The sequence below is a fragment of the Citrobacter amalonaticus genome, from assembly GCF_018252635.1.
In the GTDB taxonomy this organism is placed as follows: Bacteria; Pseudomonadota; Gammaproteobacteria; order Enterobacterales; family Enterobacteriaceae; genus Citrobacter_A; species Citrobacter_A amalonaticus_E.
The window spans coordinates 503,721-517,050 of the sequence record NZ_JAGTXM010000002.1 but is presented as its reverse complement, the minus strand read 5'-3'; the positions used below and the strand labels follow the sequence as shown (position 1 = coordinate 517,050).

Genomic DNA, 13,330 nt, shown 5'->3' with positions numbered 1-13,330 from the left:
TAGCTTACAGACCTTGCTTAAACTGGTAATAACGACCCTGTCGTGCTAACAGATCTGCGTGATTACCTTGCTCAATAATTTGGCCGTTGTCCATCACTATTATCCGATCAAAACGCGCGAGTCCGCGCAGGCGATGCGTCACCATCAGTAGCGTTTTTTCGCGCATCACTTCAGCAAGCAATTCAAGCATTTGACTTTCGGTAGTCGCATCTAACCCTTCTGTCGGTTCATCGAGCAGCATCAGCGGTGCATCGTGCAGTAGCGCGCGGGCGATGGCCAGACGACGCAACTCGCCACCGGATAACTGACGACCGCCTTCGCCCAGCCAACTGTTGAGGCCAGAATCGTCAAGGAGTTTCTCCAGCCCGACGCGACGCAACGTGTCTGCAAGCTGCTCGTCACTGGCGTCGGGCGCGGCAAGTAGCAGGTTGTCGCGCAGAGTGGCGCTAAACAAGTGCACGCGCTGCGGCACAACGCTGACGGTGTTGCGCAGCGTCGCTTCATTCATTGTCGCAATCGGATGGCCGTTGAGCAGGATTTCGCCCTGTTGTGGATCCCATGCGCGCGTCAGCAATTGCAGTAATGTCGATTTACCACACCCGGTGCGCCCAAGAATGGCGATGTGTTCACCCGGATTTACCTGAAGAGTGAGTGAAGCCAGCGCTTTTTGCGCCTGTTCGGGGTAGCTGAATGAAACATCATGCAGCGTCAGGGTGACCTGATCCGGGACGTCGGATACGTTAGTCGGAAAAGTCACTTCCGGCTTTTGCTCGGTCAGTTCGGTGATGCGAACGGCCGAAGCGATCACCTGGCCTAAATGCTGAAATGCGCCAGTAACCGGAGCCAGCGCTTCAAATGCCGCTAGCGCACAAAAGACAAACAAGGCAATCAGCGCGCCTGGCTGGGCATTGCCCCCTACGCCGCCTGCCGCCATCCACAACATCAATAAGATGGCAACGGCGCCGATCAGTAGCATCAGCGCCTGTGACAGTGCCGTCAGTTCAGACTGGCGACGTTGCGCTTCGTGCCACTGTAACTCGGTGGTTTCCATTTGCGCACGATAACGGTCGCTGGCGCCGAAAATAGCCAGTTCTGCCTGGCCCTGCAACCATGCGGTCAGTTGTTGACGATACTGACCGCGCAGATGCGTCATGTTTTGCCCTGTGGTTTTCCCGGCGCGATAAAATACTGGCGGCATAATAAAGAGCGTCAGCAGCATCACACCGCCGAGGGTGCAGGCAAGGGTGGCATCCAGCACGCTCAGGCCGATCGTCACAACCATAATCACCACGAAGGCACCCACCAGGGGGGAAATGACGCGGAGATAGAGGTGATCCAACGTATCCACATCAGCGACAATGCGGTTCAACAATTCCCCCTGACGATAACGGGCCAGTCCGGCAGGGGAAAGCGGCAGCAGCTTGCTGAAGGTGTGAATACGCAAATGTTGCAGCACGCGGAAGGTCGCATCGTGGCTGACCAGCCGTTCAAAATAGCGTCCGGCTGTCCGGGTAATGGCCGCGCCGCGCACGCCCGCTGCAGGTAGCATGTAGTTAAAGCTGTAGATACCGGCAAAACCCGCCACGGCAGACGCGGAGAGGAACCAGCCGGACAGCGTCAGTAAGCCAATACTGGCGAGCAGAGTGACGATAGCCAACACGATGCCCAGCGTTAACATCCATTTGTGACGTTTATAGAGCGTCAGATAAGGCAGCAATGCACGCATTTAGATCTCCTCCTGACGATGGGCCAATAACGTTGCAAAGGCGCCGTTAACGGTACTTAACTCGGCCCAGGCGCCTTGTTCGATAATCTGTCCGTCCTGCATCACCCAAATCCTGTCCCAGTCGGCAAGATCTTCAAGCTGGTGCGTGACCATCAGCGTTGTCTGGCGTTTTGAGGCGGTTTTCAGCGCCTGCATGACCCGTTGCTCACTATGGGCATCCAGGCTGGCTGCCGGTTCGTCCAGCAGCAGTAACTTGCAGGGATTAAGGAGTGCACGAGCTACCGCTACGCGTTGAGCCTGACCGACGGACAGGCGTCCGGCCTGATCGCCCACGGGCGTATCCACTCCTTGCGGCAACAGCGGCAGGAACTCACTGACCCAGGCGCTGTCGAGCGCTGCGCGCAGTTCGTACTCGCTGGCGTTGGGGCGCGACAGCAGAACGTTTTCCCGTATCGTCGCTGCGGGTAGCTGTGGGTTTTGCCCCACCCAGGAGAGATGTTTGCGCCATGACTCCACAGACAAATCGCGAAGCTCCACCCCGTTAATACGCAGCGATCCCTGATAGGGGAGGAAGCCGGAAAGCGCATTCAGCAACGAACTCTTACCTGAACCGCTTCTGCCGACCAGCACGGTGCGCTGCCCGGCAGGAAGAGAGAAGTTTAGCGGGCCGGCCAGGACTTTACCTTCCGGCGAAGTAATAATGAGATCGACGGCTTCAATTGATACCGGGTCCTGGGTGGATAACTCTACATCGCCGCGTTCCGGGTGGGCGAGCGGCGTTTCCATAAAGGTTTTCAGGCTGTCTGCCGCACCTACTGCCTGCGCCCTGGCGTGATAAAACGTCCCTAAATCGCGAAGTGGCTGGAAAAACTCTGGGGCCAGAATGAGGGCGAGGAAACCTGAAGCCAGCGTGACGCCCGTACCGTAATGGCCGAAATTAAGTTCACCAAGGTAGGAGAAGCCAAAGTAAACCGCGACCAGCGCAATGGAAAGCGAAGTAAAAAATTCCAGTACGCCCGACGATAAAAAGGCGAGGCGCAAAACTTCCATCGTACGCTGGCGGAAATCTTGCGACGCGACGCGAATGCTTTCCGTTTCTGCTTCACCACGGCCAAAAATTCGCAGGGTATCCATTCCGCGTAAGCGATCGAGAAAATGCCCGCTCAGACGCGCCAGCGCGAGGAAATTACGCCGGTTCGCATCGGCCGCGCCCATACCAACCATCGCCATAAACAGAGGGATCAGCGGCGCAGTGCCGAGTAGGATCAGCGCCGCGGCCCAGTTTGACGGAAAAATAGCCGCCACGATCAGGATGGGCACACATACCGCCAGCGCCATCTGCGGCAGATAACGTGCGTAGTAATCGTGCATATCGTCAATTTGTTCCAGCACCAACGTGGCCCAGCTTCCTGCGGGCTTCCCCTGGATCCACGCCGGACCGGCCTGTTGCAGACGGTCGAGCACCTGGCGGCGGATCTCAAACCGGATATGTTGACCCGCATGGAATCCTACGCGTTCGCGTAACCATACGACCCAGGCACGGAGGATAAAGATCAGCACTAACACGACAAAGGGCAACAGCAGCGCCTCGCGCGGGATATTCTCCATGATCATATGCTGCAAAATGCGAGCCATGATCCAGGCCTGGGCGACAATCAGTACGCCACTCACGAACCCCAGCAGGCGAGAAATCATAAGCCAGCGTTGGGAAATGACACTTTGCTGTTTTAACCAGCGAGTTAGCTCTTGTTGACGAGTTTTATTCATTGCGCGCTTTGCAGGTGAGTTATCTGAATTTTTTGGCAGGGCAATGTTACAACGGGGCAAAAATAAAGGCGACTTATAGTCGCCTTATTTACTTTTGTTACTGATTTGTAAAAACTATTTGCACGCGTCGGCTAAACCATCAAGATAGCGTTCAGCATCCAGCGCAGCCATACAACCGGTACCTGCAGAGGTGATAGCCTGACGGTAAATATGGTCCATCACGTCGCCCGCGGCGAAGACGCCCGGAATGCTGGTCTGGGTCGCGTTACCGTGACTTCCGGACTGCACTTTGATGTAGCCGTTTTCGAGTTCAAGCTGACCGTCGAAAATCGCCGTGTTCGGGCTGTGGCCGATGGCAACAAACAGCCCCGCAACGTCCAGCGATTCAATGTTGTCTGCATTCTGCGTATCCCGCAGGCGCAGACCCGTGACGCCCATTTGATCGCCGGTCACTTCTTCCAGCGTGCGGTGGGTATGCAGTACGATGTTACCGTTCTCAACTTTGTCCATCAGACGTTTTATCAGAATTTTTTCCGCGCGGAAGCTGTCACGACGGTGTATCAGGTGAACTTCAGAGGCGATGTTCGCCAGATACAGCGCTTCTTCGACAGCAGTGTTACCGCCACCGATAACCGCGACTTTCTGGTTACGATAGAAAAAGCCGTCGCAGGTGGCGCAGGCAGAAACGCCACGGCCTTTGAATGCTTCTTCTGACGGCAGACCGAGATAACGGGCGGACGCACCGGTCGCGATGATCAGCGCATCACAGGTGTACTCTGCACTGTCACCGATCAGACGGAACGGACGGTTTTGCAGGTCCACTTTATTAATGTGATCGAAGATGATCTCGGTTTCAAACTTAGTCGCATGCTCGTGCATACGTTCCATCAGCAGTGGTCCGGTCAGATCATGCGGATCGCCCGGCCAGTTTTCTACTTCCGTCGTGGTGGTCAGTTGACCGCCTTTTTCCATACCGGTAATCAGGACCGGCTGCAGGTTTGCGCGCGCAGCATAGACCGCCGCGGTATATCCCGCCGGGCCGGAACCCAGGATAAGCAGTTTACTGTGTTTGGTCGTGCCCATGAGATCCTCGTTGTAGTTGGCAGGCAATGGGCTGGATTGTAGGGAATTTGACGGCGTAAAAAAAGAGTATAGCGATTTTGTTAACAATTTGTGGAATAGACGAGGCCAATGAGTGAACAAATCTGCCGTCGCGCCATAACGAATTCTACTTAAAATCGCTCAGATATAAGGTGATAAAATGATGAATCGTCTTAACGCATAATCAATAACTGGCATGTTGTACTAAAAATCGATGTTTTACTTTGACAATCACCTGCTGTTTTGCGAAAACATTCGAGGAAGAAAAAAACAGTGTTGTGTGTGTGCCGCATAATCATGCATATAAATACCATGTTTACCGGGCTAGCGAAATCTACGCATGGTGTGGACAGACGCCATTCGTGATGTCGATAGCTGCCGTCAGGCAACGGTCTTCTCACTATAGACCCAGGCATTGCGCGCCATCAATCCTCTTGGGTTTGGTCTATTGTGATGGGCATCGACTCTCGACAATGATGTTTGATGAGTCAGGCAGGAGTAGGGAAGGAATACAGAGAGACAATAATAATGGTAGATAGCAAGAAGCGCCCTGGCAAAGATCTCGACCGTATTGATCGTAACATTCTTAATGAGTTGCAAAAGGATGGGCGTATTTCTAACGTCGAGCTTTCTAAACGAGTGGGACTTTCCCCGACGCCCTGCCTTGAGCGTGTGCGTCGTCTGGAAAGACAGGGTTTCATTCAGGGCTATACAGCGCTGTTAAACCCGCATTATCTGGATGCATCACTTCTGGTATTTGTTGAGATTACTCTGAATCGTGGCGCTCCGGATGTGTTTGAACAATTCAACGCCGCCGTACAAAAACTTGAAGAAATTCAAGAGTGTCATTTGGTGTCCGGTGATTTCGACTACTTGTTGAAAACACGTGTGCCGGACATGTCTGCCTACCGTAAGCTACTGGGGGAAACCCTGCTGCGGCTGCCTGGCGTCAATGACACCCGTACTTACGTGGTAATGGAAGAAGTCAAGCAGAGTAATCGTCTGGTTATTAAGACGCGCTAATACGGAACAGGTGCAAAATCGGCGTATTTTGATTACACTCCTGTTAATCCATACAGCAACAGTGCCGGGGCAACCCGGTGCTGTTGTCCGTTTTAGCATCGGGCAGGAAAAGCCTGAAACCTGGAGAGCCTTTTTTGAGCCAGGAATACACTGAAGACAAAGAAGTCACATTGACAAAGTTAAGCAGCGGGCGCCGACTTCTGGAGGCGTTGCTGATTCTTATTGTCCTTTTTGCCGTCTGGCTGATGGCAGCCTTACTGAGCTTTAATCCTTCTGATCCCAGTTGGTCGCAAACGGCCTGGCATGAGCCTATCCATAATTTAGGGGGAGCGCCGGGGGCCTGGCTGGCTGATACCCTTTTCTTTATCTTTGGGATCATGGCGTACACCATTCCTGTCATCATTGTGGGTGGCTGCTGGTTTACGTGGCGTCATCAGGCGACCGATGACTATATCGACTATTTTGCCGTCTCGCTGCGTATCATTGGCGTGCTGGCGCTTATCCTCACCTCCTGTGGTCTGGCCGCCATTAATGCCGATGACATCTGGTACTTCGCGTCAGGCGGGGTGATTGGTAGTCTGTTAAGTACCACGCTGCAACCGCTTTTGCACAGCAGTGGTGGCACCATTACGCTTCTGTGCGTATGGGCGGCAGGGCTGACGCTCTTCACTGGCTGGTCGTGGGTTAGCATTGCCGAAAAACTCGGTGGCTGGTTGCTTAATATTCTGACCTTTGCCAGCAACCGTACCCGTCGTGATGATACCTGGGTAGAAGATGACGACTACGAAGACGATGAAGAGTATGAAGATGACGTCGAGGGCGGGCAACGTGAATCCCGTCGGGCGCGTATTCTTCGCGGTGCGCTGGCGCGCCGTAAACGTCTGGCTGAAAAATTTATCAATCCACATGGTCGTCAAACTGATGCGGCGCTCTTCTCCGGCAGGCGCATGGATGATGACGATGAGATCGTCTACAGCGCGCGCGGTGTCGCGGCCGATCCTGGCGATGTATTGTTCTCCGGGCATCGCGCGACTCAACCGGAGTATGATGAATACGATCCGCTATTAAACGGCCATTCGGTGACCGAACCTGTCGCCGCTGCGGCGGCGGCAACGACCGCGACGCAGGCATGGGCCGCGCCGGTCGATCCGATTATGCAAACACCGCCTGTACCGGGAGCGGAAACGATTTCTGAGCAACCCGCGGTTGCATGGCAGTCTGTTCCAGGCCCGCAAACCGGCGAGCCGCTGATTGCTCCAGCGCCGGAAGGCTATCCGCCGCACAATCCGTACGCGCAACCGCAACAGGCGCAGTATGAGACAGGACAACAGCCTGTTTCGCCTGAACCGCACTACGCTGCGCCAGTGGCTCCTCAAGCCGGTTATCCGCAGCAAGACGTACCACAGCAACCGTGGCAGCAACCGCAGACTACGGTAGATCAGCCCTGGCAGCCTGAGCCTGTTTATCAACCCGAGCCTGTTCAGCAGCCGGTTTATCATCAGCCAGCGTATCAGCCGGAGCCTTTATCGCCACACGAGCCGGTGGTTCAGCAAACTCCTGCCACAGAGCCTGAGCCGGTAATCGAAGAGACAAAACCTGCGCGTCCGCCGCTGTACTATTTTGAAGAAGTAGAAGAGAAGCGTGCGCGTGAACGCGAGCAACTTGCAGCGTGGTATCAGCCGATTCCTGAGCCGATTAACACACCTGAACCAGTGGTTCCTGCACCATCAGTCGCGCCTGCTATACCGCCAGTTGACGCCGCTGCAGCCATTGCGCCGATCGCTGCCGGCGTGAAGGACGCGACGCTATCAGCCGGGGCGACAGCGGCTGTGGCTGCGCCAGTCTTCAGCCTCGCGAACGGCGGAGCGCCGCGTCCGCAGGTGAAAGAGGGGATTGGTCCACAGTTGCCTCGTCCAAATCGTGTGCGTGTACCGACACGCCGTGAACTGGCATCGTATGGCATTAAGTTACCTTCTCAGCGTATGGCTGAGGAGAGAGCGCGTGAAGCCGGGCAACACGATCCGCAATATAGCGATGATGAAATCGACGCCATGCAACAGGATGAACTGGCTCGCCAGTTTGCCCAGTCGCAGCAAAGTCGCTACGGCGACGAGTATCAGCACGATACAACGCATACCGACGATGAAGATGCGGCTGCACAAGCCGAGCTGGCGCGCCAGTTTGCCTCTTCGCAACAGCAGCGCTATGCCGGTGAGCAACCCGTGGGAGCGAATCCGTTCTCGCTGGATGATTTTGAGTTTTCCCCCATGAAAACGCTGGTGGATAATGGTCCGCATGAGCCGCTGTTTACGCCGGGCGTAATGCCGGAGTCAGCGCCTGTTCAGCAACCGACGGCGCCGCAATATCAACAGCCGCAACAGCCAGTGGCGCCTCAGCCGCAGTACCAGCCGCCGCAACAGCCGGTATCTCCGCAGCCGCAATACCAGCAGCCGCAACAGCCGGTGGCGCCGCAGCCGCAATATCAACAGCCGCAACAGCCGGTGGCGCCGCAGCCGCAATATCAACAGCCGCAACAGCCGGTATCGCCGCCGCCACAATATCAACAGCCGCAGCAACCCGCAGCGCCACAGCCGCAGGAAAGCCTGATTCACCCGCTGTTGATGCGTAACGGTGACAGTCGTCCACTACAAAGACCGACGACGCCACTGCCTTCGCTGGATCTGCTGACGCAGCCGCCGAGCGAAGTGGAGCCGGTCGATACTTTCGCGCTGGAGCAAATGGCGCGCCTGGTTGAAGCCCGCCTGGCGGACTTCCGTATTAAGGCCGACGTGGTGAACTACTCGCCAGGTCCGGTGATTACGCGCTTTGAGCTGAATCTGGCACCGGGCGTGAAGGCGGCGCGTATTTCCAACCTTTCTCGTGACCTGGCGCGTTCGTTGTCGACCGTCGCGGTGCGCGTGGTGGAAGTGATTCCGGGTAAACCGTACGTTGGCCTGGAATTGCCGAACAAAAAACGGCAGACCGTTTATCTGCGCGAAGTGCTGGATAACGCGAAATTCCGTGAAAACCCATCGCCGCTGACCGTGGTGTTGGGTAAAGATATTGCCGGCGATCCGGTGGTGGCCGATCTGGCGAAAATGCCGCACCTGCTGGTGGCGGGAACAACCGGTTCGGGTAAATCGGTTGGGGTGAACGCCATGATCCTCAGCATGCTTTACAAGGCGCAGCCGGAAGACGTTCGCTTTATCATGATCGACCCGAAAATGCTGGAACTGTCGGTTTATGAAGGCATTCCGCATCTGCTGACGGAAGTCGTCACGGATATGAAAGACGCCGCCAACGCCCTGCGCTGGAGCGTTAACGAGATGGAGCGCCGTTACAAGCTAATGTCTGCGCTGGGCGTGCGTAATCTCGCGGGGTACAACGAGAAAATAGCCGAAGCCGCGCGGATGGGACGCCCAATTCCGGACCCGTACTGGAAGCCGGGCGACAGTATGGATGCGCAGCATCCGGTACTGGAAAAACTGCCTTATATCGTGGTGTTGGTGGATGAATTTGCCGACCTGATGATGACCGTCGGTAAGAAAGTTGAAGAACTGATCGCCCGACTGGCGCAAAAAGCCCGTGCTGCCGGCATCCACCTGGTGCTGGCAACGCAGCGTCCGTCGGTTGACGTCATTACGGGTCTGATCAAAGCCAACATACCGACACGTATTGCCTTCACCGTCTCCAGCAAGATTGACTCGCGCACCATCCTCGATCAGGGCGGTGCAGAATCGCTGTTGGGAATGGGGGACATGCTTTACTCAGGGCCAAACTCCACCATGCCGGTGCGTGTTCACGGCGCATTTGTCCGTGACCAGGAAGTGCACGCGGTGGTGCAGGACTGGAAGGCGCGTGGGCGTCCGCAGTATGTGGATGGCATCACCTCCGACAGCGAAAGCGAAGGCGGCGGCGGTGGTTTTGACGGTGGCGAAGAGCTGGATCCGTTATTCGATCAGGCCGTCAACTTTGTAACGGAAAAACGTAAAGCGTCTATTTCCGGCGTACAGCGCCAGTTCCGCATTGGCTACAACCGTGCGGCGCGCATTATCGAACAGATGGAAGCGCAAGGGATCGTCAGCGAACAGGGCCATAACGGCAATCGTGAAGTGCTGGCGCCACCGCCGTTTGACTAAGTGCAAAGTTACGTAATTCAGTATTGTCTTCTTTCCTCACGCTGATTTTTGGCCTGGAATGGATAGCAGAGGGATCTCCCGGTCGGGAGTGACGTATTTTGAGGAATAACAATGAAAAAAATCGCAATCACCTGTGCATTACTCTCAGGATTCGTGGTAAGCAGCGTTTGGGCGGATGCCGCCAGCGATCTGAAAAGTCGTCTGGATAAAGTAAGCAGCTTCCACGCCAGCTTTACACAGAAAGTGACCGACGGCAGCGGTGCCGCTGTTCAGGAAGGTCAGGGTGATTTGTGGGTGAAGCGTCCGAACCTGTTCAACTGGCACATGACGCAACCGGATGAAAGCATTCTGGTTTCTGATGGTAAAACGCTGTGGTTCTTCAACCCGTTTGTTGAGCAAGCTACAGCGACCTGGCTGAAAGACGCCACTGGTAACACGCCGTTTATGCTGATTGCCCGCAACCAGTCCAGCGACTGGCAACAGTACAATATCAAGCAGAGCGGTGACGACTTCGTCCTGACGCCGAAAACCAGCAACGGCAACCTGAAACAGTTCACCATCAATGTGGGCCGTGACGGGACCATTCATCAGTTCAGCGCCGTGGAGCAGGACGACCAGCGCAGCAGCTATCAGCTGAAATCGCAGCAGAATGGCACCGTTGACGCATCGAAGTTCACCTTTACTCCACCGCAAGGCGTAACGGTAGACGACCAACGTAAGTAGAGGCCGGCGTGAGCAACCTGTCGCTCGATTTTTCTGATAATACCTTTCAGCCACTGGCCGCCCGGATGCGGCCAGAAAATTTAGCGCAGTATATTGGTCAGCAGCACCTGCTGGCTGCGGGTAAACCCTTGCCGCGCGCGATTGAAGCCGGACATCTGCACTCCATGATCTTGTGGGGACCGCCGGGTACCGGAAAAACCACGCTTGCTGAAGTGATTGCCCGCTACGCCGATGCTGACGTTGAGCGGATTTCGGCGGTCACCTCCGGCGTGAAAGAGATCCGCGAAGCCATTGAACGCGCCCGACAGAATCGCAATGCCGGGCGTCGTACCATCCTGTTTGTTGACGAAGTTCATCGTTTTAATAAAAGCCAACAGGATGCGTTCTTGCCGCATATCGAAGACGGTACCATCACCTTTATCGGGGCAACTACCGAAAATCCGTCGTTCGAACTGAATTCCGCACTGTTATCACGGGCACGTGTCTATTTGCTCAAATCGCTGACCACGGAAGATATCGAGCAGGTCCTCTGTCAGGCGATGGAAGACAAGGCGCGGGGGTACGGTGGGCAGGATATTGTTCTGCCGGATGAGACTCGTAGAGCTATCGCAGAACTGGTCAATGGTGATGCACGCCGCGCATTGAACACGCTGGAAATGATGGCTGACATGGCGGAAGTGGATGACAGCGGTAAGCGGATATTGCTTCCTGCGTTGTTGACCGAAATCGCCGGCGAACGCAGTGCGCGTTTTGATAACAAAGGCGACCGCTTCTACGATCTCATTTCCGCATTGCATAAATCCGTTCGCGGCAGTGCGCCAGATGCGGCACTTTACTGGTATGCGCGAATTATTACGGCAGGGGGCGATCCGCTGTATGTCGCGCGGCGTTGTCTGGCGATTGCTTCCGAAGATGTAGGCAATGCCGATCCGCGTGCGATGCAGGTGGCGATTTCTGCCTGGGACTGCTTCACTCGTGTCGGGCCTGCTGAAGGCGAGCGCGCCATCGCCCAGGCGATTGTTTATCTCGCCTGCGCACCAAAAAGCAATGCGGTGTATACCGCTTTCAAAGCCGCAATGTCCGATGCCCGCGAGCGTCCTGACTACGATGTGCCTGTTCATCTGCGAAATGCGCCAACGAAACTGATGAAAGAGATGGGTTACGGTCAGGAATATCGTTATGCGCATGACGAACCAAATGCTTATGCTGCTGGTGAGGAATACTTCCCTCAGGAAATGGCACAAACACGCTATTATCACCCCACAAACAGAGGTCTTGAGGGCAAGATTGGCGAAAAGCTCGCCTGGCTCGCCGGACAGGATCAAAATAGCCCTATAAAACGCTACCGTTAGCGCAGGCGTTGCGGTAATGTTGGCACTGTATCCCTGTGACCGCAGGCTGTGGTCACATTTTCCTCTTTCAATTCGATAAGCACAGGATAAGCATGCTCGATCCCAATCTGCTGCGTAATGAGCCAGACGCAGTCGCTGAAAAACTGGCACGCCGGGGCTTTAAGCTGGATGTAGATAAGCTGCGCGCTCTTGAAGAGCGTCGTAAAGTTTTGCAGGTCAATACTGAAAACCTGCAGGCAGAGCGTAACTCTCGATCGAAATCCATCGGCCAGGCGAAAGCGCGCGGGGAAGATATCGAGCCTTTACGTCTGGAAGTGAACAAACTGGGCGAAGAGCTGGATGCCGCAAAAGCGGAGCTGGATGTTTTACAGGCAGAGATCCGCGATATCGCCCTGGCTATTCCGAACATTCCGCACGATGATGTTCCGGTCGGCAAAGACGAGAACGATAACGTTGAAGTCAGCCGCTGGGGAACGCCACGTGAGTTCGATTTTGAGGTTCGCGATCACGTTACGCTGGGCGAGATGCACAGCGGTCTGGATTTTGCCGCTGCCGTTAAGCTGACGGGTTCCCGTTTCGTGGTGATGAAAGGGCAGATTGCTCGTATGCATCGTGCGCTCTCGCAGTTCATGCTCGATCTGCACACGGAACAGCATGGCTACAGCGAAAACTATGTGCCGTATCTGGTCAACCATGACACCCTGTACGGGACAGGGCAGTTGCCGAAATTTGCCGGCGATCTGTTCCACACCCGTCCGCTGGAAGAAGAGGCCGACAGCAGCAACTATGCGTTGATCCCGACGGCGGAAGTGCCGCTGACCAATCTGGTGCGTGACGAGATCATCGACGAAGACCAACTGCCGATCAAAATGACGGCGCACACACCGTGCTTCCGCTCTGAAGCGGGTTCCTACGGTCGTGATACCCGTGGCCTGATCCGTATGCACCAGTTCGACAAAGTTGAAATGGTACAGATCGTTCGCCCGGAAGATTCAATGGCGGCGCTGGAAGAGATGACCGGTCATGCGGAGAAAGTGCTGCAACTGCTGGGCTTACCGTATCGCAAAATTATTCTTTGCACCGGTGACATGGGCTTTGGTGCGTGCAAAACCTACGATCTGGAAGTGTGGGTACCGGCGCAGAATACCTATCGCGAGATCTCGTCCTGCTCTAACGTCTGGGATTTCCAGGCACGCCGGATGCAGGCACGCTGCCGCAGTAAGTCCGACAAAAAGACCCGTCTGGTGCATACTCTGAACGGTTCTGGTCTGGCGGTCGGTCGTACTCTGGTAGCCGTGATGGAAAACTACCAGCAGGCTGATGGTCGTATCGAAGTACCCGAAGTGTTACGTCCGTACATGAACGGACTGGAATATATTGGGTAATTCTCGCTTCACTCCTTTCTAAAAAGCGCCTTTGGGCGCTTTTTTTATACCGGTTTGACGCCGGACAATACTCATTACTCCCTTGGGGGTAATATTACCTTCGAATGAAATTCA

At 55.3% G+C, this 13,330-nt stretch carries 8 protein-coding genes; 5 read left to right on the top strand and 3 right to left on the bottom strand.

Annotated features, from left to right (window positions below):
• Window positions 1–4: 4 nt before the first annotated feature.
• The 3 genes from cydC to trxB form a co-directional block, all read right to left on the bottom strand.
• A complete protein-coding gene (cydC, locus tag KE671_RS06920) occupies window positions 5–1,726 on the bottom strand; it encodes a heme ABC transporter ATP-binding protein/permease CydC (RefSeq protein WP_206162306.1) in 1,722 nt (573 codons plus the stop codon).
• Window positions 1,727–3,493, bottom strand: a complete 1,767-nt coding sequence (gene cydD / locus KE671_RS06915; RefSeq protein ID WP_206162305.1) for a heme ABC transporter permease/ATP-binding protein CydD — start codon at window positions 3,491–3,493, stop codon at window positions 1,727–1,729. It abuts the gene before it with no gap.
• Between the two features lie 114 nt (window positions 3,494–3,607).
• Window positions 3,608–4,576 carry a thioredoxin-disulfide reductase gene (trxB, locus tag KE671_RS06910; protein WP_206162304.1) on the bottom strand — a complete coding sequence of 323 codons (969 nt, stop codon included), beginning with the start codon at window positions 4,574–4,576 and terminating at the stop codon, window positions 3,608–3,610.
• 546 nt (window positions 4,577–5,122) lie between these two features.
• Between trxB and lrp the strand changes: the two genes are divergently transcribed.
• The 5 genes from lrp (at window position 5,123) to serS (ending at window position 13,216) form a co-directional block, all read left to right on the top strand.
• A complete protein-coding gene (gene lrp / locus KE671_RS06905; protein ID WP_000228469.1) occupies window positions 5,123–5,617 on the top strand; it encodes a leucine-responsive transcriptional regulator Lrp in 495 nt (164 codons plus the stop codon).
• A 134-nt stretch (window positions 5,618–5,751) separates the two neighbouring features.
• Complete coding sequence (gene ftsK / locus KE671_RS06900) at window positions 5,752–9,756, top strand: DNA translocase FtsK (protein WP_206162303.1); 4,005 nt, start codon at window positions 5,752–5,754, stop codon at window positions 9,754–9,756.
• A gap of 111 nt (window positions 9,757–9,867) precedes the next feature.
• Window positions 9,868–10,479 (top strand): outer membrane lipoprotein chaperone LolA, encoded by a 612-nt coding sequence (gene lolA, locus KE671_RS06895; protein WP_206162302.1) that lies wholly within the window; start codon window positions 9,868–9,870, stop codon window positions 10,477–10,479.
• A gap of 8 nt (window positions 10,480–10,487) precedes the next feature.
• Complete coding sequence (gene rarA, locus KE671_RS06890; protein ID WP_206162301.1) at window positions 10,488–11,831, top strand: replication-associated recombination protein A; 1,344 nt, start codon at window positions 10,488–10,490, stop codon at window positions 11,829–11,831.
• 92 nt (window positions 11,832–11,923) lie between these two features.
• Window positions 11,924–13,216, top strand: coding sequence for a serine--tRNA ligase (gene serS, locus KE671_RS06885; protein ID WP_206162300.1), 1,293 nt, complete (start codon window positions 11,924–11,926; stop codon window positions 13,214–13,216).
• The last annotated feature ends 114 nt before the right edge of the window (window positions 13,217–13,330 follow it).

What these genes read in the sequence shown, in the direction of transcription:
- cydC (WP_206162306.1), bottom strand. Translation starts at nt 1,726, where the DNA reads ATGCGTGCATTGCTGCCTTATCTGACGCTCTATAAACGTCACAAATGG.
- serS (WP_206162300.1), top strand. Translation starts at nt 11,924, where the DNA reads ATGCTCGATCCCAATCTGCTGCGTAATGAGCCAGACGCAGTCGCTGAA.
- lolA (WP_206162302.1), top strand. Translation starts at nt 9,868, where the DNA reads ATGAAAAAAATCGCAATCACCTGTGCATTACTCTCAGGATTCGTGGTA.
- trxB (WP_206162304.1), bottom strand. Translation starts at nt 4,576, where the DNA reads ATGGGCACGACCAAACACAGTAAACTGCTTATCCTGGGTTCCGGCCCG.
- lrp (WP_000228469.1), top strand. Translation starts at nt 5,123, where the DNA reads ATGGTAGATAGCAAGAAGCGCCCTGGCAAAGATCTCGACCGTATTGAT.
- cydD (WP_206162305.1), bottom strand. Translation starts at nt 3,493, where the DNA reads ATGAATAAAACTCGTCAACAAGAGCTAACTCGCTGGTTAAAACAGCAA.